The 19,945-nt window shown below is 67.3% G+C and carries 22 protein-coding genes; 7 read left to right on the plus strand and 15 right to left on the minus strand.

Annotation, left to right across the window (positions count from 1 at the left end):
• Positions 1–154 precede the first annotated feature (154 nt).
• Complete coding sequence (locus NDO75_RS01545) at positions 155–739, plus strand: hypothetical protein (RefSeq protein ID WP_310904344.1); 585 nt, start codon at positions 155–157, stop codon at positions 737–739.
• Positions 740–770: 31 nt separating this feature from the next.
• On the opposite strand, the gene NDO75_RS01550 is transcribed toward NDO75_RS01545, so the two are convergent.
• Positions 771–1,634 (minus strand): DUF6293 family protein, encoded by an 864-nt coding sequence (locus NDO75_RS01550; RefSeq protein ID WP_310904345.1) that lies wholly within the window; start codon positions 1,632–1,634, stop codon positions 771–773.
• 217 nt (positions 1,635–1,851) lie between these two features.
• Here NDO75_RS01550 and NDO75_RS01555 point away from each other — a divergent pair, with 217 nt between their 5' ends.
• Positions 1,852–2,526: an HAD family hydrolase gene (locus tag NDO75_RS01555; protein WP_310904346.1), complete on the plus strand. Its 675-nt coding sequence runs from the start codon at positions 1,852–1,854 to the stop codon at positions 2,524–2,526.
• Between the two features lie 91 nt (positions 2,527–2,617).
• On the opposite strand, the gene NDO75_RS01560 is transcribed toward NDO75_RS01555, so the two are convergent.
• Both NDO75_RS01560 and NDO75_RS01565 read right to left on the minus strand, forming a co-directional pair.
• A complete protein-coding gene (locus tag NDO75_RS01560) occupies positions 2,618–3,169 on the minus strand; it encodes a hypothetical protein (RefSeq protein WP_310904347.1) in 552 nt (183 codons plus the stop codon).
• A 73-nt stretch (positions 3,170–3,242) separates the two neighbouring features.
• On the minus strand, positions 3,243–3,815 hold the full coding sequence (locus NDO75_RS01565) for a SprT-like domain-containing protein (RefSeq protein WP_310905155.1): 573 nt from the start codon (positions 3,813–3,815) through the stop codon (positions 3,243–3,245).
• Positions 3,816–3,981: 166 nt separating this feature from the next.
• Between NDO75_RS01565 and NDO75_RS01570 the strand changes: the two genes are divergently transcribed.
• Positions 3,982–4,956 (plus strand): cation diffusion facilitator family transporter, encoded by a 975-nt coding sequence (locus NDO75_RS01570; RefSeq protein WP_310904348.1) that lies wholly within the window; start codon positions 3,982–3,984, stop codon positions 4,954–4,956.
• Between the two features lie 62 nt (positions 4,957–5,018).
• Here the strand turns inward: NDO75_RS01570 and NDO75_RS01575 are convergent, their stop codons facing one another.
• The 4 genes from NDO75_RS01575 to NDO75_RS01590 are packed head-to-tail and all read right to left on the minus strand — an operon-like array spanning position 5,019 to position 8,852.
• Entirely contained in the window at positions 5,019–5,813 is a 795-nt protein-coding gene (locus tag NDO75_RS01575) for a 2-amino-3,7-dideoxy-D-threo-hept-6-ulosonate synthase (protein ID WP_310904349.1), read from the minus strand.
• 24 nt (positions 5,814–5,837) lie between these two features.
• Positions 5,838–6,713, minus strand: coding sequence for a tryptophan synthase subunit alpha (gene trpA, locus NDO75_RS01580; protein ID WP_310904350.1), 876 nt, complete (start codon positions 6,711–6,713; stop codon positions 5,838–5,840).
• Positions 6,710–7,975, minus strand: a complete 1,266-nt coding sequence (trpB, locus tag NDO75_RS01585; protein WP_310904351.1) for a tryptophan synthase subunit beta — start codon at positions 7,973–7,975, stop codon at positions 6,710–6,712. The genes trpA and trpB overlap by 4 nt, the downstream gene beginning before the upstream one ends.
• A gap of 25 nt (positions 7,976–8,000) precedes the next feature.
• Positions 8,001–8,852, minus strand: a complete 852-nt coding sequence (locus tag NDO75_RS01590) for an indole-3-glycerol-phosphate synthase (protein ID WP_310904352.1) — start codon at positions 8,850–8,852, stop codon at positions 8,001–8,003.
• A gap of 130 nt (positions 8,853–8,982) precedes the next feature.
• Between NDO75_RS01590 and NDO75_RS01595 the strand changes: the two genes are divergently transcribed.
• Positions 8,983–9,453: an MGMT family protein gene (locus NDO75_RS01595; RefSeq protein WP_310904353.1), complete on the plus strand. Its 471-nt coding sequence runs from the start codon at positions 8,983–8,985 to the stop codon at positions 9,451–9,453.
• 74 nt (positions 9,454–9,527) lie between these two features.
• On the opposite strand, the gene NDO75_RS01600 is transcribed toward NDO75_RS01595, so the two are convergent.
• The 3 genes from NDO75_RS01600 to NDO75_RS01610 are packed head-to-tail and all read right to left on the minus strand — an operon-like array spanning position 9,528 to position 11,805.
• A complete protein-coding gene (locus NDO75_RS01600; protein WP_310904354.1) occupies positions 9,528–10,118 on the minus strand; it encodes a CoA pyrophosphatase in 591 nt (196 codons plus the stop codon).
• Complete coding sequence (locus NDO75_RS01605) at positions 10,115–10,633, minus strand: hypothetical protein (RefSeq protein ID WP_310904355.1); 519 nt, start codon at positions 10,631–10,633, stop codon at positions 10,115–10,117. Before NDO75_RS01605 ends, NDO75_RS01600 begins: the two co-directional genes overlap by 4 nt.
• A gap of 26 nt (positions 10,634–10,659) precedes the next feature.
• Positions 10,660–11,805, minus strand: coding sequence for a glycosyl transferase family 2 (locus NDO75_RS01610; RefSeq protein ID WP_310904356.1), 1,146 nt, complete (start codon positions 11,803–11,805; stop codon positions 10,660–10,662).
• Between the two features lie 178 nt (positions 11,806–11,983).
• Between NDO75_RS01610 and NDO75_RS01615 the strand changes: the two genes are divergently transcribed.
• Both NDO75_RS01615 and NDO75_RS01620 read left to right on the plus strand, forming a co-directional pair.
• On the plus strand, positions 11,984–12,154 hold the full coding sequence (locus tag NDO75_RS01615) for an HVO_0758 family zinc finger protein (RefSeq protein WP_310904357.1): 171 nt from the start codon (positions 11,984–11,986) through the stop codon (positions 12,152–12,154).
• A 188-nt stretch (positions 12,155–12,342) separates the two neighbouring features.
• Positions 12,343–13,395, plus strand: a complete 1,053-nt coding sequence (locus NDO75_RS01620; RefSeq protein ID WP_310904358.1) for a PfkB family carbohydrate kinase — start codon at positions 12,343–12,345, stop codon at positions 13,393–13,395.
• Here NDO75_RS01620 and NDO75_RS01625 read toward each other — a convergent pair.
• From NDO75_RS01625 to NDO75_RS01645, 5 genes are all read right to left on the minus strand, one after another.
• Positions 13,392–14,582: a DHH family phosphoesterase gene (locus NDO75_RS01625; RefSeq protein WP_310904359.1), complete on the minus strand. Its 1,191-nt coding sequence runs from the start codon at positions 14,580–14,582 to the stop codon at positions 13,392–13,394. The two genes, NDO75_RS01620 and NDO75_RS01625, sit on opposite strands and share 4 nt — an antisense overlap.
• 53 nt (positions 14,583–14,635) lie before the next feature.
• The gene (locus tag NDO75_RS01630; RefSeq protein ID WP_310904360.1) at positions 14,636–15,535 is read right to left on the minus strand and encodes an SDR family oxidoreductase; all 900 of its coding nucleotides are present in this window, start codon (positions 15,533–15,535) and stop codon (positions 14,636–14,638) included.
• A 122-nt stretch (positions 15,536–15,657) separates the two neighbouring features.
• Positions 15,658–16,905 (minus strand): sulfite oxidase, encoded by a 1,248-nt coding sequence (locus tag NDO75_RS01635; RefSeq protein ID WP_310904361.1) that lies wholly within the window; start codon positions 16,903–16,905, stop codon positions 15,658–15,660.
• A gap of 94 nt (positions 16,906–16,999) precedes the next feature.
• Complete coding sequence (locus NDO75_RS01640; RefSeq protein ID WP_310904362.1) at positions 17,000–17,425, minus strand: DUF5791 family protein; 426 nt, start codon at positions 17,423–17,425, stop codon at positions 17,000–17,002.
• A 526-nt stretch (positions 17,426–17,951) separates the two neighbouring features.
• On the minus strand, positions 17,952–18,602 hold the full coding sequence (locus NDO75_RS01645; protein WP_310904363.1) for a hypothetical protein: 651 nt from the start codon (positions 18,600–18,602) through the stop codon (positions 17,952–17,954).
• Positions 18,603–18,845: 243 nt separating this feature from the next.
• On the opposite strand from NDO75_RS01645, the gene NDO75_RS01650 reads away from it, so the two are divergent.
• A complete protein-coding gene (locus NDO75_RS01650) occupies positions 18,846–19,928 on the plus strand; it encodes a tubulin/FtsZ family protein (RefSeq protein WP_310904364.1) in 1,083 nt (360 codons plus the stop codon).
• Positions 19,929–19,945: the final 17 nt, after the last annotated feature.

Below are 19,945 nucleotides of genomic sequence, written 5' to 3' on the forward strand. Positions count from 1 at the left end.
TCGCCCCGGTCCGGATTCACTGTGATTGTCCGGTGCTCGGTTCGTCCGGGCCGATCGTCACTGCTGAATCAACAGTCATGATACTCAGAATAGTACTGATAGTAGCAATACTTTCTCAGAAGCTGATAACATGCGATCGTTCCAGTCATCCCATATGGGTCAGCGCCACCTCGAGACCGCTGGCGAACCGACGATCGACTGCGCCGCCCGCCGTCTGGAGGTGGACGCCGCGACCGACGTCGCTCGAGCGGCGTTCGATCACGCGGGCGAGCTGGCGACCCTCGAGTACGGCCGGTTGGCGGCCGTTCTCGGGGCCGTCCGGCTCGCGTGTCGTCGCACCGAAATCGGCGAGCCCGACCGCGAGGAGTTCGCGACCGCGTTCGACGCCGAGCCGGATCGCGTCGTCGCGGCCGACGAACTGCTCGCGGAACATCTGGGTCCGCCGGCCGCCGCCGACGACGTTCGCTCGCTGCGACGCCGACTCGTCGTGGCTCAGGAGATCCTGGCCGCGGTCGAGCGCGGCCGTACCGCTGGCCCCCAGCTGCCGGGCTCGCGCCTCGCTGACGCCGCGCCCTTCCTGCTCGCTCGCGCGAGCAGCCATCTCGACTCCCGCACCGACCGCGAGTACCCGGGGCTGGAAGCGGCGGCGCTTCGCGACCACGTCGAGCGCCTCGAGGCCGACCTCGAGCTGGCTCGGCTGGGAACGAGGCTCTACGCGTGTGTTCACGACACCGAGTAACCGCTGTACCGCCCCCCGCTGACGCTCCCTCCTACCGCGGCTCGCCGGCCTCGTCCATGAGTTTGTGGCGGAACGCCCGGTAGGCGTTCTCGCCCCGCTCGGTCAGTTCGACCACGCGCCGGCGGCCGACGGATTCGATCGTGACGTAGCCGTCCTCGGCGAGCGGCTCGAGGATATGCGTATCGAGGATGCGGAACGCCCCCTTGTCCTCTCCGGCCCGTTCGTTGGGGGTGCGACGATCGGCCATAAACGAGAGGTCGTGATCGCGAGCGTACTCGATCAGATCCTTCTTCTTCGGCGGCGCGGTCCGATCGTCGTGATAGCCGTCCCACGCGTCGGGGTCCGACAGGAACTCCATGATGGCGACCTGATCGCGCGTCGGCGACTCGATCGGATAGGTCGGTACCTCCTCGATCTCGTCGACGCCGAAGGAGGTCGGCTCGGTCGTCCCGGCGTGGGCGTACGTCGAGGGCTCGACGTAGTACGCGTGGGCGTCGGTCGAGACGTCCATGCACGCGATCGTCGCGCCGATCGCCGGGATCGTGCCGGCCCCCGAAACGTTGACGTACACCTGGTCCTCGGCGTGGATGTCTGCGATCGTCGTCACGTCCCCGAGCACAGCGTACACGTCCGTCAGATCGCACTCCCACGTCCGAACCTCCGGGACGACCGACTCGAGTTCGTCACGCAGTTCCGCGTGGTACTCGGCGGCCGCGGTGGCGTTTCGTTCCGCGTGTCCGTCGGCGTCCTCGCCTCCGACCGCCTCGTCGCGGTCGCCGACGCCCGCTGCCTCGAGCAGGTAGACCAGATCGGCCCGCTGGTCCCGAATCGGCTCGAGGATCCGATCGAACTCGTAGCCCAGCGGCACGACGTGGACTCGCTTGACGACGTCCATATCTCGAGAGGCGTGTCAGATGAAATAACTACTGTGGAATCGGTGGGACCGACTCGAGTCGAGACCAATCTGCTCAGCCGACGTGTATCGGCCGCCTGATCGAACCACCGCGGGGTGGGGCTTTCGGGGTGTTCGCGTTCCTGACACCGATCCGTTTCACGCAAAACCAACCTAGTCGGCGAAACGTTGAGAACGCCCGCACTCATACACGAACGAGATGGCCGCCTACGACGCGATCTGCTTCGATCTGGATATGACGCTCTGCGAATCGACGCAGGATCCCGCCGGCCTGCTCGAGTCCGCGTTCTCCGGAGCCGGCTACGAGCCGTTCTGTACGCCCGCGGAGCTCCGGGCCGCCGTGCCCGACCTGCCGACCGCCGAGACGGACCGCGAGTTCTACGAACACCTCTTCGCCGAGGTCGCGGGCCGCGCCGGCATCGATTCGGGCGTCGCGCCGGAACTCGCGGGGGAGTACCTCGAGCGACAGGATCCGACCGCCGTCGCCTTTCGCCCGGGTGCGAAAGCGGCGCTCGAGCACGCCCGCGATCGGAGCCGGGTCGGTCTCATCACGAACGGCGGGCGGAACACGCAAACGAAGAAACTCGAGGCCCTCGGCATCGACGACGCGTTCGACGCGCGGGTGTTCACCGAACCGAGCGCCGGCATCCATCCGAAACCCAGCGCGGCACCGTTCGAGCGCGCGCTCGCCGACCTCGGGGTCGCGCCCGACGCGGCGATCCACGTCGGCGACTCGCTGCATGCCGACATCGCCGGCGCAAACGCGATGGGGCTCGATTCGGCCTGGCTGGACACCGGCCGCGATGGCGGCCCGCGCGACCACGAGCCGACCTACGAACTCGCGTCGCTCGAGGCGTTCGAGACGATCGTCTAACCCGATCCGCTGGAGACGTCGCTATAGTAACAACTGAAACGATTTACACACCGATCGCACAGCTATCGTGCGATCGGGTGTGCATCGACTTTCAGTGGCTACTATACTTCTTGCCGGGCAGGATGTCCGTATGAACGACGGCGCGATACTTGCTGTCGGACGCCTCCTCCACTCGCTTCAGTAGCGCCGCCGCCCGCTGGAAGCTCTCGGGGAGTTCGAACGGATCGTCGTCGTCCTCGTCGCGCTGTTTACAGAGCTTGACGAACGCGAGCAGGTGGTCGTACGTGTCCGTGCGGGCGTAGACCACGCCGATGTCCCGCTCGACTCCTTCGCGCCAGGTCTCGATCACCGGCTCGGTCGCCTTCCGGGGCCGTCGCATCCGCTCGGCCAGTTCCCCGGCGTCGATATCGCTCGAGCGGCCGTCCACCATTCCGTCGAAGGCCGCCTGTAGGTCGCCCGCCTCCTCGAGCGACGGGGCGGCCGCCTCCGCCTCGAGTAGCTCGGCGAACGCCTCGAGCTCCTCCCGGTGGACCGCGACGGGGTAGACGAAGTCGTGCGTCTCCTTCGGCAGCGTGTACGACTTCCCCTCGACACCCTGCTCGCCGGGGCCCGACTTCCCCAGCATCAAATCGAGTATTCCCATGTCTGAAACAGGTAGCGTGAGGCGAATAAGTGTTGCGCGGTCGACTCGATTTCGCCGTGCTCGTTCCGTCTCGCTACCACTTCTCGTCGAGCGCCGCCTTCGCACCGCCGTAGCCGCTCGCCGTTGCCCACGTTCGGCCGCTGTCCGTGTGTTCGACCTCGTACGAGCCGCCGCAAATCCCGCAGCGGTACTGATCAGGCGCTTTCACCGGCTTCGAGGCGCGATGGCGCTTCGCCCGCCAGTCACAGCCGTCCGTGAGACACCGGAGGACGTACCGTGGCTCGGTGAACGCCTCGCAGTACCGGGGTGCTTCGAGCGCCGCGGCCCGGTCGCGAAACCGGTCCCCGTGGCCGGACTCGCCGAACCGCTGGAACTCCCAGGCGTGGACGAGCTCGTGGCGGACGACGCCGGCGAACGTGGCCCAGTCGTACTCCTCGTAGGCCTGCCGTGCGAGGACGATCGTCGCCATCCCGCGGTCGGCGTGCCAGCGACACGCCCCCGCCCGGCGGCGCGCTCGCGTCGAGACCTCCCACTCGAGCGCCTCGAGGTCGACCGCCAGCTCGTGGTCGTCGACGACCTCGCGGGCGTGGATCCGCGCACGGGCGACGATCTCGTCGGCCAGCGTGTACTCCTCGCCGTCGGTCACGCCCTCGAGATGGGAGACCGCGACCGAAATTCTTCCGGTGGCGACCGATTCGGCCGCCGCACGCGGAATTATTAACTCAAGCCAATTCATTTGTGAAGGTTGCTAGTCTATCCGCCGCTCAATAGCAGCCGAATTAATAAGCGGGACGGGCCGAGTTCGGATACGAATGAGTCCCACCGAGTCGGCGCACGCCCACGACGGCTCGCACTCGCACGACGAGCACGGACGCGATCACGACCACGGCGGTCACGGACACGGCAGCGGATCGACGAGCAGCCGCAAGCTCGCCGCCGTCTCGCTGATCAACGTCGTCGGTTTTCTCGTCGAGCTCGCGGGCGGGCTGGCGTTCGGCTCCGTCGCGCTGATCAGCGACGCCGTCCATATGCTGTTCGACGCCCTCGCGTACGTGATGGCCTTCGCCGCCTCCTACGTCGCCGAACACTACGGCGACGGCGACCGCTGGTCGTACGGCCTCCACCGCCTCGAGCCGTTCGCCGCCTTCCTCAACGGCCTGTTGCTCCTGCCGATGGTCGGCTTTATCGTCTGGGAGTCGTATCGGCGCTTTCTCGAGCCGGCCAGCATCAGTATCGGCGTCGCTCCCACCCTCGCCATCGCGGTCGGTGGGCTCGCGGTCAACGTCGTCTCGGTGATCGTCCTCCACGGCGACGCGATGAGCCTCAACGAGAAGGGGGCGTTCTACCACCTCCTGGGCGACGCCGGCGGCTCGGTCGCCGTCATCGTCTCCGTGATCGCCATCGAGGTGACCGGTATCCGGGTCATCGACCCGATCACCGCGGCACTGATCGCCGCCGTCGTGGCCTGGTCTGCAGTGACGGTGTTGCGCGGCAGCGGCGAGATCTTCTTCCTCAGGACGCCCCTCGAGAGCGACGAGATCCGTGCCCACGTGAGCGAGATCGACGGCGTCGACCGGGTCGACGACTTCCACGCGTGGCAGATCTGCAGCCAGATCACGGTCGCGACGATGCACGTCGAGACCGGCGTCGAGACGATGGCGGAAGCGGAGGCGGTCCTCCAGCGCGTCCACGACGAACTCGCGACCCACGGCGTCGACCACGCTACCGTCGAACTCGGCCCCGGCTACGCCGACCGCGACGTCCACCTCGATACGCACTGCCACTGAGGATCACGCCGGGCTGCTGGCGAATCGGCCGGCCACGGCGAGAAGAACGGAGAAGAGAGGCCTCAGACCTCGAGCGCCAGCCCCGCCTCGGACAGCGCCTCGTCGGCGGAGAGGTCGCGGTGGACGACCCCGGCGACCGCCCGCGCGATGGCTTCGGGATCCTCGTGCTGGAAGATCGACCGTCCCATCGAGACACCGGCACCGCCGGCGTCCATCACGCCGCGGACCATCTCGATGGTCTCGCGATCGGACCCTTTCGACCCGCCGGCGATGACCACCGGCAGCCGGGTCGATTCGACGACGTGCTGGAAACTGTCGGCGTCGCCGCTGTAGCCCGTCTTGACGATGTCCGCGCCCAGTTCCTCGGCGAGTCGAACGGCGTGACCCAGCGCCTCGGGGTCCTCGGGGTCGACGCCGGGACCGCGGGCGTAAGCCATCGCGAGGACCGGCATTCCGAACCGTTCGGCTTTCTCGGTGACTTCCGAAAGCTGGGTGAGCTGGTCCGGTTCGTGGTCGGAGCCGACGTTGATGTGGAACGAGACGGCGTCGGCGCCGACCCGGATCGCTTCCTCGACGGTGCCGGTCACGCGCTTGTCTTCCTCGTCGGGGCCGATCGTCGTCGAGCCGTTGAGGTGGACGATGTAGCCTTTGCCGTTCTTGTTCTCGTGAACGCGGGGCGCGATCCCCTTCTGCGTGAGGACCGCGTCGGCCCCGCCGCTGGTCACGCCGTCGATGGTCGATTCGATGTCTTTCAGCCCCTGGACGGCACCCATGGTGATGCCGTGGTCCATTGGGACGATCACGTACGATCCGTCTGTCCCGATTCGCTCGAGTCGTGCGTCGATTCCTGTGGTCATTGCGGCAGTGTAGCAAGCTTGTCGTTATGGCTGTTCTGGTTCCGGTGCTTCTTCCTCGCCCGCCCCGCGGCGCGCGCCGCGTTTGAGTTCGCGGGCCTTGGCCTCGAGTTCGTCGGCCGCCGCGTCGGGCGTCTCGCTCGAGGCAATTATATCGACTAGGGCGCTGCCGACGATAACGCCGTCGGCACCTGCCTCGACGATCTCGGCCGCGTGGTCGCCTTCGCTGACGCCGAAGCCGACCGCCTTCGGAACGTCGTATTCCGAGAGGCGCGCGAGGCTGTCGTGGGTCGCCGTCGAGACGTTCGCCCGCGCCCCCGTCGTCCCGAGGCGGGCCTGCACGTAGGCAAAGCCCGACACGTGGGACATGATCCGATCGAGGCGCTCGCCCTCGGTCGTCGGCGCGACGATGAAGACGAGATCGAGCCCGTGGTCGTCGCAGGCCTCCCGCAGCGGATCGGCTTCCTCGGCGGGCAGGTCCGGGACGATGATCCCCGAGAGCCCCGCCTCGGCGGCGCGCTCGACGAAGGGCCTCACGTCCGGCTCGGAACCGTACTGGAGGATCATGTTGTAGTACGTCATCACCAGCAGCGGTGCCTCGGTCTCGAGGTCGCCGACCATCTCGAAGAAGCTTCGGGGGGTCGTCCCGGCCTCGAGCGCGCGGTTGATCGCCGCCTGGATCGTCGGCCCCTCGGCGATCGGTTCCGAGAACGGGAGCCCGAGCTCGATCAGGTCCGAGCCGCCCCGGTCGAGCGCTTCGACGTAGGCTTTCGTGTCCTCGAGCGAGGGATCGCCCGCGGTGATGTACGTGATCAGCGCGGGGCGGTTCTCGCGGATGGCGGCTTCGACGTCGCTGTCGTACGCGGTCGGTTCGCCGCCGTCGGCTCGAATCTCGCGGCTCACCCGTCGAACACCTCGACCTCGGGTGCGGCCTCGAGATCGCGTTTTTCGGTCTCCTCGAGTACCGTCTCCAGGTCCTTGTCGCCGCGTCCGGAGACGTTGATCACGACGAGGTCGCCGAGTTCGGCGTGTTTCTCCTCTACATAACCCAGCGCGTGACTCGACTCGAGGGCCGGGATGATCCCCTCGAGCCGCGAGAGTCGGTGGAAACCGTTGAGCGCGTCCTCGTCGTCGACGTTGGCGGGCGTGACCCGCCCGGTCTCGACCAGATGCGAGAGCTCGGGACCGACGCCGGCGTAGTCGAGCCCCGCGCTGACGCTGTGGGACTCCATGATCTGTCCGTCCCCGCTCTGGAGCAGTTTGGTCATCGCGCCGTGGAGGACGCCGTCGGTCCCCGTCGAGAGCGTCGCCGAGTTGGGGGCGACGCCCGACTCGTCGTCGAACGCGAGACTCGAGCCGCCCGCTTCGACCGCGTAGAGATCCACGTCTTCGTCGGGCACGAACGCGTGGAAGGTCCCCATCGTGTTCGAGCCGCCGCCGGCGCAGGCGACGACGCTATCGGGGAGCCGGCCGGCTTTCTCCTGTACCTGCTCGCGGATCTCGTCGCCGATGACCGACTGGAAGTCCCGGACCATCTTCGGGAACGGGTGCGGGCCGACGACCGAGCCGATCACGTAGTGGGTCCGCTCGACGGTGGTCGCCCAGTCGCGCATCGTCTCGTTGATCGCCTCCTTCAGGGTACCGCTGCCGGCCTCGACCGGGTTCACCTCGGCCCCGTTCATCCGCATCCGGTAGACGTTGGGCCGCTGGCGGTTGACGTCGGTGCGGCCCATGTAGATCTCGCAGGGCATGTCGAGGTGGGCCGCGGCCATCGCGGTCGCGGTGCCGTGCTGGCCGGCCCCGGTCTCGGCGATGATCCGCTCTTTGCCCATGTACTTGGCGAGTAGCACCTGTCCGAGCGCGTTGTTCAGTTTGTGCGCGCCGCCGTGGACGAGGTCCTCGCGCTTGAGGTAGATCTCACGGTCGTAGCGCTCGCTCAGCCGGTCTGCGCGCTGGAGCGGCGTCGGCCGGCCGCCGAAGTCGCGCATCCGCTCGCGAAACTCGTCCATGAAGCCGTCCTCGTTCTCAAGGACGTACCGCTCGTAGGCGTCCTCGAGTTCCTGTACGGCGGGCATCAGGGCCTCGGGGACGTACTGGCCGCCGTAGTCGCCGAACGTGCCCGTGCGCCCGGAGTCGTGATCGTCGCGTTCGCGTTCCGTGCTCATGTCTGTGTGTCTCCGTCGTGTTCGCTCATGTCTGCTCCGTCTCCGTCGCGTCCGCCGATTCCGCCCGCACGAGTCGACGCGTGTTCTCGGTCACGTCGCTGTCGCCCGCACCGTGGTCCATGATGGCGCTGCCGACCAGCAACGCGTCGGCACCCGCTTCGCGCATTTGCCGCACGTCGGCCGGCGACGAGATCCCGCTCTCGGCGATCAGTATTACGTCGTCGGGAACGTGTCTCGCGGCCTCGCCGCTCGACTCGTCGAGACCTGTCACACGTCTCGCGTGGGGCGCAACCGACTCGAAGGTTTCGAGGTCGACCTCGAGTTTCGCCAGATCGCGGTTGTTCACTCCGATGATCTCCGCGCCCGCGTCGAGGGCCGTCTCGAGTTCCGCGCGGTCGTGGACCTCGACCAGCGGTTGGAACCCGCGTTCGCGGGCCGCAGCGACGAGTCCCTCGAGATCGTCGACGAACCGCGCGATCAACAGCAGCAGGTCGGCCTCGACGACGTCCATCCCCGCTTCGTCGAGGACGAAGTCCTTTCGCAGGACGGGGACGTCGACGGCCTCCCGAACGCGGGTCAGCGCCTCGGGCGAGCCGCCGAAGTGGGTCGGCTCCGTGAGCACCGAGATCGCCGCCGCGCCGCCCGCGACCATCGCCTCGGCCAGTTCGACGGGATCGTCGGCTCGCGTCCCATCGGCCGTCGGACTCGTCGGCTTTACCTCGGCGATCACCGGGACCCGTCCGTCGGCGTCCGCCGCCGCCAGCGCGTCGGGCAGCGACCGCGCGTCCACGTCGACGACGCCGTCGCCGCCCGAGCGCTCCCGCGCGGCCTCGAGGATCGACTGCACCGCGGGAGCGAGCTCCGCATCGGAGTTCATTATTGTACATCGACGTACTCATATGTACATAAGGCTTGCGCCATGGCGGCATACGGGACCGGTGGAGGGGAGACGACCGACGAGTCCGAGGACCGGCGGCTATTCAAGCCCGGACCGCTTACGGCAGCGTATGGAGGACGTTACGGACGCTGGGATCTACGCGCGGGAGTCACCGTACCTCGACCGGTACGTCCAGCTCGGAGCCGCCAGCGGGCGGGTCCTGAGCGTCTCTTTCCCCGAGATACCCGACGACGACGCCGAGGACGACCATCCCGTCCTCGATCGGATCTTCGAGTACTTAGACGGCCTCGAGCCGATCGACTTCGACGACGTGCAGGTCGCGATGACCATGCCGACCGACCAGCGGGCCGTCCTGGAGAGCGTTCGCGAGATCCCTTACGGCGATCAGGTTTCCGTCGAGACGCTCGCGCGGATGACGTCCGGCCTCGACCACGAGGACGACGACGATATAATCCTCGTCCGCACCGCGCTCGACGAGAACCCGGCCCCGCTGCTCGTGCCGGACCACCGCGTGCGCGACGGCCCCAGCGCCGCGCCGCCGGACGTCGAACAGAAGCTGCGGTCGCTCGAGGAACTATAGGCCATCGACCGTCGGGTACTCTCAGACAGTGCGATCGATTTTGATGGGACGTTTCGAGAGCTCGGTGACTGACGCTAGAACTCCGACCGGTCGACCTTCTCCGGCGCTTCGAACTCCGTCGCGAGTTCGAGCAGCTGCACCAGAATCCGGCCGGTCGCGCCCCAGACGGTGTAGCCGTTCACGTGGAAGTAGTGGATGACGATCTCGCCGTAGTAGGGATGCGATCGGCGCTCGTACTCGTAGTTGTCGGGGTCGAGCAGTCCCGACAGCGGGAGGACGACGATCTCGGCGACTTCGCTCTCCTCGCGAACGTACTCTCGGTCCGGAATGTGAGCGACGAACGGCGTGACGGCGTACTCCGTGACCGTCCTGATGTCGTCCAACTGGCCGACGACCTCGGCCTCGCTGGGCTCGAGGCCGATTTCCTCGTTGGCCTCTCGGAGCGCAGTGTCTAGAATCGTCTCGTCGACCGGCTCCGCCCCGCCGCCGGGGAAGCTCATCTGTCCGGGGTGTTCGCCGAGGTGGTCGGCTCTGCGGGTAAAGAGCAGGTGGTCCTCGCCGTCGCGGTCGACGATCGGCGCGAGGACGGCCGCGTCGTACTCCTGGTCGCCGATTTCGGTCGGCTCGTAGTTCGCGACCGGCTCGAGTGACAGTCTCTTGGTCATTCCTCGAGGGCGTCCTCCAGTCGCGTCCGTTCGTCGGTGCAATCGACCGGCGCCCACGCCTCGAGGTCGTAGCTGATATCGAGGAGGGTCCGGATCCGTTCCGCGTCGTCCGCGGTGACGGCGTCGTCGGCGACCGCGACGAAGCGCTCGCGGGCGGCCTCGCCCAGCGCCGCTCGGTCGAGCCGTCGCCGCTCGACGTCGAGGATGTGTGGCACGTCTTCGGCGTGGTCCGGGACTGTGGGAAACGCGGTCGGCCCGGCGACCAGCAGCGGCTCCGATCCGTCGCCGTCCGGTCCAGCGCCGTCGGCGGCCGCGTCACTTCCGCGTTCGGGGTCGTATCGGACGAGCGCGAACGACTCGAGGGCCGCCTCGATCGCCTCCTCGAGTGCGGCCTCGTCGACGGACTGCCCGTCGGCGCGGTAGGCCGCCTCGGCGAGCGCCCGCTCGAGTTCCGCGCGGGTCAACCCGCCGAAGAGGTCGACCACGCCGGCGAGTTCGTCGGCGGTCGCGTCCATACCCCGTTCAACGGCCGGTGGTGGGATTAGTCTTGCGAGCGCGAGCCGAGCCGGCGCTCCCGCCAGGGGCTGGCCGCCGCGAGCACGTCGGCCGGGCCGAACGGCGCCTCGGTCCACCGGGGTAGCCGCGTGTCGGGTCCCGGCGGTGCGATCGACTCGGCGTACCGCGCGAGCTGGTCTCGCTCGCTCGCGGGATCGTACTCGAGGCCGTTGAACGCCGCGTCGGCCCGATAGCCGTCGATCAGCTCCTCGCCGGCGGCCCGGTAGCGCTCGGGCAGCGTCTCGTAGTCGGGGGCGACCCCGCCCTCCTCGAGGACCCGGAGGAGGGCGGCGGCGACCTCGCGGCTCATCCCCTCGAGGCCGGCGTCGCCGGCGACCGCGCGGTGGTCGTGCTCGTGGCGACCGAGATCGACCTGCGCGGAGCCGCCGAAGCCGGCGACCTCGTAGGCGTCGCCGAGCGTCCCGACCTCGAGTCCCCACGCCCGGGGCGCCCGGAGCCGCCGGGCGAGGTCGGCGGTCGCGGCGAACTCGCCGGCCAGCGCGTAGCGGAACGCGCCGAGGTAGTCGACGATCGCCGCGTCGTGGGCGTCGGCGAGCGCTCGGACGAGCGGTTCGTAGAACAGTCGAAAGAGCCGGCCGTAGAGCCGGCCGCGTTCGACGCGTGCGTAGTACCCCTTCGAGAACTGGTACCCCATCGTCAGCGGCGCGAGCAGCCGGCGGACGTGACCGCCCTCGTAGCTTCGCGCGTCGGCGTCGTGGACGACGACCGACTCGGCGGCATCGGCGGCGGGGCCGAGCGCGAGCCAGACGTCCCGGCCCTTGCCGAAGCCGCCGCCCAAACCCGCGTCGGCGAGCAGCGCGTCGACGGCCGGTGCAGTACACCAGAGAACGCGGATCGGCAGCGCGAAGGACTCGAGCCACTCGCGGAACGCCCCGATCTCGTCGGGCGCGGCGCGGACGGGGACGAAAACTGCGGCCGGAGCGGGCTCGAGGCCCTCGAGTTCGCGGAGGACGCGGTCGGCGGCGGGACTCTCGTACTCCCGGGCGGTCATCGGGACGACGACGGCCGTCTCGGCGACCGCGGCGGCGGCTTCGCGGGCGAGGTCGCCGCCCGCCCAGCCGCCGTCGCCGAACGCGTGGAGCGTTGCGATCCGCTCCTGAACGTACTCCATCGGTAGGGTATTCGGCCGAACCGATAAAACGGCCACGGCTCCGGCCAGATAGACCGGTCGGCTGCCCTCGCTCCGGTCCGCCGTCGGATCGGCGTCGCCCCCTCGCCGACCGCGGGCGTCGACTCGAGACTCGATAAAGCACCGGTCTTTTTCACCCCCTCCTTCCTACAGGATGCACATGAAATCAGTCCGGAAGGCACTTCGGGAGGGTGAACTCGACAAGGACACCTACGATCGGCTGGTCTGTGGGGACTGCGAAAAGCCGCTGAAGACGGAAAACGACCCCGACGAGATCAAGACGGTCCGGATCTGTCCGGACTGCGGAGCCGAGTGGAAGGAGATCCGGTAACGCCGGTTCCCTCGTTCGGACTGATACCGTGGTGGGTGCTCGCGGTTCCGGCTCGACCGGCCAGACGCCGTTCACGACCCTTCGCGCACCGCCGTGATCGGCCGCCGATTCGCTGCTCGCCGTAGCGCTGGCCGTCGAGTCGGCGCCCGCCCCGCCCTCTTTTGTCGGCTCCCGTTCCAGAAGGGACTGTGAGCTACGGTGACCTTCACGACCGCCTGGACGACTTCGAGACCGACGCTCGACGCGTCGTTGCGCTCCCCGACGGCAGCGTCGACCACCGCTACGCCCTCTCGGGAGCCGGCGGTCGCCGCGTTCGGACGGCCGACGACTTCGCTCGGCAACTCACCCGGGGAAGCCGCGCGTTCGCGCTCGAGCCGCTCGGCGTCGAACCCGGGGGGCAGGCGGTCAACGCGTCCGTGCAGGCCCACGCGCTCGGCGACGAGACGCTGCTCGTCGGCCACCTCGATCATCCGGTACTGGCCGACCTCCCGTTCGAAACGCGCTCGATGGGGAGTCCGGCCGAGATTCGCGTCGTCTCGCTGGTCGAGAACGACCTCCTCCTCTCGGAGCCCGGCCCGACCGACGACTGGCTGCTCGAGGAACTGTTAGCGGTCGTCGACTGGGAGCGAGTCGTCGGGGCGGACGGGCTCTGCTGTGCGAACTGGGTTTCGGTACGCGGTCTCACGGCCGTCATCGACCGGCTGGCGGCTGCCCCACCCGACGATCGGCTCGCGGTCGTGGTCGATCCGGGCCCGATCGACGCCGTCGAGCCGGCGGCGCTCGGCGGGTTGTTCGAGGCCCTCTCGCGCGTCGCCGGGGCCGACGCGCCGCTCGAGGTCGTCCTGAGCGTGAATCCGCGGGAACTCGCGGCCGCCGCAGCGGCCGTCGACGGGACGAAAGCCGAGAGTGGCGACGACTCGAGCCCGGACGGAGAACGGACGCGAGAGCGGGCCGCGACACTGCGCTCGGCGCTCGACATCGCCGGCGTCGTCTCCCACGGCTCGGACGCGGCCGTCGGGGCCACGCGCGGCGACACCGTCGCCGTCGAGATGCTCGACGTCACCACGATCGAACGCACGACCGGCGCCGGCGACCGGTTCTCGGCCGGACTCGCCTGTGCGCTGGCTCGCGACTGGCCGCTCGAGACGGCGCTCGCGCTCGGCAACGCGTGTGCGGCACACTTCGTCGAGACGGGCGAGACAGCCGATCCGGCGGCGCTGCGATCGCGACTCGAAGACTAGCGTTCGCCGGCCAGGGCGGCGAAGAGCCGTTCCTCGAACTCCTCGCGGCTGATCCCGTCGGAGGGACCGATCCCGCGCATGTGATCGACCGAGAGCTGCCCGCCGCCCATCCGCGCGTGGCCGCCCGCGCTGGCCATCGGAATGTCGCTGATCGCGTGGCGCAGCGTCTCGCCCATGTGTACCCTGTCGTCGCGCGACCGGCCGGAGAGGTGGAGCGTCCCGTCGTTCTCGCCGTAGACCACGACCGCCGTCACGCCCTCCAGGTGCATGAGTTCGTCCGCGGCCTGGGGAATCGCGTCGACGTTACCGATCTCGCCGACGTCACAGACGGCGAAGGGACCCTCGACGCGTTTCTGGGTGATCGCCGTCGCCTTGACCTGCAACACGTCGTCGCTGACCTGCGGGTTGGCGATCCGGTCGAGCAGGTCCTCGTCGATCCCATCGAAGAGGGCGGCGCAGGCGTCGAACTCGGCCCGCGAGCAGCCGTTCGTCAGGTGATTCGTGTCCGACTGGATCCCGTAGAGCAGCCCCGTCGCCAGCTCCGGCGAGATTTCGAAGTCGCTCGTGCCGTCCTCGTCGGCCATCGTCGCGCCGATGTCGTCGAGATACTCGACGATGATCGTCGACGCCGCGCCGTAATCGGTCCGGACGTCGGTGAACTTCGTCCCCGCCCCGTTGCCGGGGTGGTGATCGACGACCGCCACGGGCTCGACGGTCTGTGCGCCGGTAAAGCCCCGCGGCGTGTTGTGATCGACCAGCACCACTGCATCGGAGTCGAGTTGGGAACTCGCCTCGACGGACTCGAGGTCCAGATCGAGAACGGTCCGGAACGCGCGGTTCTCCTGATGGCGGATCTCGCCGGAGTACTGGAGGGTCGCCTCGGTGCCGACCGAGTCCGCGATCGCCGCGACTCCCATCGCACACGACATCGCGTCGGGATCGGGATTGGGGTGCATCAGCACGACCACGTCGTCGTGGTTCGCCAGCACGCGCTGAAGCCGGACGCCGGGGGGCCGGCGGAACCAGCGGATCGCCCACCAGCCGCCGAGAACGAGGCCGACGGCGACGAGTACGAGCAAGGAGAGAACGAGCGGCTCGAGGGAGCGCAACGAGTCGCCGACCGACCCGTTTGCCAGTGGCCCCGTTCCGGCGAACGCAGCCCCGCTCGAGGCGCTCTGAAAGCTCATATCAGCAAATCAAATCGAACGACCAAGAATTTTCCCCATACTGTCCGGTTTCATCAGTCAGTCGACTCGTCGCGGTAGCGCTCGATCGCTGCGCGATATCCCTCGCGGAACGTCGGATAGGCGAACTCGTACCCCAACTCCCGCAACTTCTCGTTCGAACAGCGTTTGCTCGTCAGAATCCGGCGGCGGCCCGCCGCCGAAACGTCGTCGTCCGCGAGCCGTTCGGCTTTCGTCCGCTTGGGCGGCCGCTCGACGCCGCACTCGTCGGCCAGCCAGTCCGCGAACGCCCACTTCGAGGCGGGTTCGTCGTCGACCACCTGCACGACCTCGTCGCGCGCGAGGTCCTCTTCGAGCAGGTAGCGGACCGCGCCCGCGGCGTCGTCCCGGTGGACCATGTTCAGGTAGCCCTCGGTGACGGGTCCCTCGAGGTAGCGCTCGAGCCGGTACCGGCCCGGGCCGTAGAGGCCGGCGTACCGGGTCACGGTCCCATCGTACCCGTACTCCGCGGGCAACTCGAGGGCGATCCGCTCGGCCTCGGCGAGCACCTCGGTCTTCTCGGTGGTGGGCTCGAGCGGCGTCCCCTCGTCGACCCAGTCGCCGTCGTGGTCGCCGTGGACGCCGGTCGAGGAGGTGTAAACCAGCCGCTCGGGGGAACGTTCGCGCTCGCCGAAGGCCTCGATCGCCGTCCGAAGCCCCTCGACGTACACCTCGCGGGCAGCCTCGGCTCCACGCCCGCCGCTGCTGGCGGCGACAACGATCGCGTCGGCGTCGGGGACCGCCGCGAGCGCCTCGCGATCGGTGATATCGGCCCGTACCGCCTCGAAGCCGGCCTCCTCGATCCGTTCACAGCCCTCCGCCGAGCGGCGAACGCCGGTCGGCTCGTGGCCGCGCTCCGCGAGCTGTCGGCCCAGTTCGAGGCCGACGTGCCCGCAACCCAGAATTGCGACCTTCATACCTCGTCTCGTGGTCGCTCGTACATAATTTCACCGCTCGAGGACCGGTTTCCGATCACCTCCTCCGGGATTCCCTGCGTATTTTCAACTCGCTTCCTCGAGCCGGCCGAGAACAGCCTCGGTCACTCGACGGTGACTTCGACCGCGTGGGGGAGAACGGCGTTCTCGGCGTAGCCACCCTCGTTCCACGGATACTCGCCGTCGGCGTCCCCGTCGGGCTCGGAAATCCGCATTGGCTGGCGGCGGCCGCGTTCGTCGGTCGCCCGCGAGACGAGCGTGTAGGTGTCGGGCGAGGGCTCCCACTCGTAACGGAACAGCCGCCAGGCGCAGTCGTAGTTCGGGCCGAAGAACTCGCCCTCAGCCCAGCTGTCGCCGCCGTCGGTCGAGACCTCGATTTCGGTCACCTCGTCGTCACCGGCCCAGGCGACGCCGACGATCTCGAGCGTACCGTCCTCGCGCGGGGAGACGGTCGCGCCGTCCGCGGGCCGGCCGATCGTCGACTTGACGTTCTCGTCGAAGGTATAGGGGTGGTCGATCTCGTCACCCTCGAGCTGGTCCCAGGTATCGAACGTCGACACCGTCGCGTTCGAGTCGGGCTCGACGCCCTCGGGGTGGATCCGGTAGGACGACTGCTGCCACTGCGTGTAGTCGTCGCCGTCGCGGTCCGCCCACTCGGGACCGTGGACCATCGTCTCCGCGACGTGGAGTTCGGCGAGCCACTTGACGCTGTTGACGCCGTACCAGCCGGGGACGAGCAGTCGCACGGGATGGCCGTGCTCGGGCGGGAGCGACTCCCCGTTCATCTCGTAGGCGAGGATGCAGTCCTCGAGGACCTTTTCCATCGGGACCGAGCGGGCGAACAGGTCGTTTTCCCCCTCTACCTCGGGGTGGTCGCCGCCGACCGCAGTGAGCCACGTCCCCTCGTCGGTCGCCGCGCCGTGATGAGCCAGGATCGACTGCAGCGGTGCGCCGGTCCAGATCGCGGTGCTCGCGGCTCCGTACTCCCACTGGACGCTGCCCGTCTCGGGGTCGAAGTAGCCGCGGCCGTTGCCGGCACACTCCATCGTGTGGGCGACCGCGACCGTCGGATAGTCGTCCCGAAGCTCCTCCATCCCCAGTTCGGCCTCGCGGTCGACTGCGCCCCCGAGCGACACCGTCCACTCCTCGGCCGCGGGATCCAGCGTCTCGTTGCGGTGGCAGACGTAGTGCTCCTCGATCGGCGTGAGCCAGTTCGCGTACGTCTCGCGATCGGCCGCACCGACGACCCGATACCGATCCTCGAGATCGGTGACGGCCTCGGTGCCGGGTTTTCGCTCCAGGATCTCGTCGGTCTCACGTCGCCGGTTCTCGCCGCGCGCCGAATTCGACATGGGGGTCGGACACCGGCCAGAGCGATAAATCACGGGGCTTGGTAGCAATGCTCGTAATCGGCGAGGGGACCTCTCGTTCGAAACGCGGCCGTCCCTACGGCGCGCCGTCCGCGATCACGTACTGGACGTGGACGAACTCCGCGAACGACATCGGCGCTCGCCCCTCGAGTTTCTGCTGTACTTCCTTGGCGTCCATGTCGATCTCGAGGTAACTCTCGACCGCGTCGACGTCCAGTACCGCCGTCGACATCCCCAGCAGGAGGTGCTCGAGCGCCATCGTGACGATGGTCTCCGGATCCGGCGTTCCCTCCGCGAGGGCCTGGATCTCGGCGGCCTCCTCGAGCGTCAACTCGGGCGAGTCCCCTGCGGCGAGCGCCTCGAGCGTCCCCTCCTCGAGGTCGGTATCGGCCGCGACGGCGTCGGGCCCGCGGTCGTCGACGATCGCTGCGAGGTCGTCCTCGTACTCGGCCCGCAGGTCGGCGGGCGAGTCGGGGACAGTCATCCGCTGTTCGTAGAACATACCCGGAGAGACGGGAATGGGGCAGAAAGATATTGTGACCTTCGGTGGACGGGGCGTCTCCGGGTCGGCCACTGGCCCGCGCCGCGTGCGTCCGCTCGCTTGAATGGGCCTCAACGGGAGTGGCATGCGGGTGACGAGAAGGACGGTCGCCTTAACCCGGACGACAATATATTCAAGAAGTTTTCTGTTACGACCCGTCGCTCAAAACGATTGAACGGGTGAATAGAGGGAACCACACCCATAATGTAATAATACCTATTGTGGCCCCTAACGCAAAGCAACCCATATCAGAGAAGACAGCGAAATCAATCCAAGAGCTCCCCCTGTGAAGAATATGAGCGTTTCCCAAAAATCATCTACACTTAGTATTCCGTCGATCCCTTGAAAGTAAACTGAGGACGCCATAACGAAGACCGAAAGGATGAGCATAAACACGGACATTTTCGGGTCTTTCGTGAATCCCGTTTCGAACATTGTTAACTATTTTAACTTCAGATTGTGGCAATGATTTTGTGTGTTGGTGGTCTCAGTGCTGCGGTTCGAGTCCACCGCCTTTGAGATTCCCGCCGAAATAGGTCGTAGTAACGGCGACTACGATGCCCTCGCCCTCATCGTTATTGCTGATTGGGGCCTTAGCAGTTCGCATGAGGAATATAGCGACCGCACTGGCAACCGCAGCTGGGATATTACCGTAGATCGCGCTAATCGCTGCGGCAAGCACACCTACCTCAACACCTATACTAAGCATGTCTACGATGTCATTACAGTTACAGTGATCAATCCAGAGCTTGTGCCTCATACCGTCACCGGTGACGTAACTCTTGTATTTGTTCTTGCCAGCGCAGCCCGCAGCGGTTATCACTACGCTTTCAGGCTCGGACTGTGACTGAGTCACGACTACGCCGTTCTCCATTGCGAAATCGAGTTCTCCGTCGTCGTACTTCTCGTTTATCGCCTCAACCGTGGCACGAATCTGGCCGTTCGTGTCTCCATAGTAGACGAGATGTCCACTGTCGTCGATCCCATACCCATACTTCCCCTGAGTCTCCCGGGCCCGAGACCGGGCCGCCCCCGTACCTGAGGCGAGGAAAGAGGTGAGACCGAGACTGGACAGGGCCGCGCTTGATCTGATTACGTTACGCCTTGACAGACGTCGGTTGTGGTTGTCTTCCGTCACATCCGGAAGAGATGGAGGTTAGTATATTCAAACATTCTAGCTTATTCACATTCAGAAAAAGCTTCGACTGGGAGAAATAAAACCAGTCCCAGCCCTTCTCTATCGGCTCTTCGATTGTCCGACCGGGTTTTATCGATCGACTCAATCGTTTCAGCGACTCTTTCACGTAGTCATTCCGACCCACTATCCCCGCTATTTCACCTTACCGGAACGTTCAACAGGACCCACTTACATGAGAATATCATGAAAGTAGCCCTGATCGGAGTCGGTCAGGCCGGTGGAAAGATCACCGAACGGCTCGCCCGGTTCGACGCGGACATGGGATACGGAGCCGTTCAGGGTGCGCTGGCCGTCAACTCCGCTGAACCGGACCTCCAGTCCCTCCAGTACGTCGATACGCAGCTGATCGGTGCCGACCGCGTCAACGGCCACGGCGTCGGCGGCGACAACGAACTCGGGACCGAAGTGATGCAGTCCGACATCGAGCAGGTGCTCGGCTCGCTCGACGGCCGCGTCACATCGAAAGCCGAGGCGATTTTCGTCGTCGCCGGTCTCGGCGGTGGCACCGGCAGCGGCGGCGCGCCCGTTCTCGTCCACCACCTCCAGCGGGTCTACGACGTCCCGGTCTACGCACTCGGCGTCCTGCCGGGGCGCAACGAGGGGGCGCTCTACCAGGCCAACGCTGGCCGCTCGCTGAAGACCCTCCTCCGGGAAGCCGACGCGACGCTGCTGATCGACAACGACTCGTGGCACGAACAGGGCGAGAGCGTCGAGGGCGCGTTCGAGACGATCAACGACCGGATCGCGAAGCGAGTCGGCCTGCTCTTCGCCTCCGGCGAGGCCGTCGAGGGCGTCGGCGAGAGTGTGGTCGACTCGAGCGAGGTCATCAACACCCTCCGCGCGGGCGGCGTCGCGGCGCTGGGGTACGCCACCGAAATAGCGAGCGAGGACAGCGCCGAGAACATCACCACCGCGATGACCGTCGCGAGACAGGCGCTGCTGACCGGGACGAGCCTGCCCGAGGCGACGACGGCCGACTCGGCGCTGCTGGTCATCGCCGGCCAGCCCGAGACGATCCCCCGCAAGGGCGTCGAGAAGGCGCGACGCTGGCTCGAGGACGAGACTGGCAGCATGCAGGTCCGCGGCGGGGACTTCCCGCTGGACAGCGACCGACTGGGCGCGCTGGTGTTACTCGGCGGTGCGGAACGCTCCGACCGCGTGCAGGCGTTCATGGACCGTGCCCGGGAAGCCAAGGAGGCCCAGGAGTCGGAATCGACGGACCACGCGGCGGCGTTCGAAGACGACCGGCTCGAGAACCTCTTCTAGCGGCGTCTGAAACGTCG

Origin of the sequence: Natrinema sp. 1APR25-10V2 (genome assembly GCF_031626495.1) — an archaeon.
Taxonomy (GTDB): Archaea; Halobacteriota; Halobacteria; order Halobacteriales; family Natrialbaceae; genus Natrinema.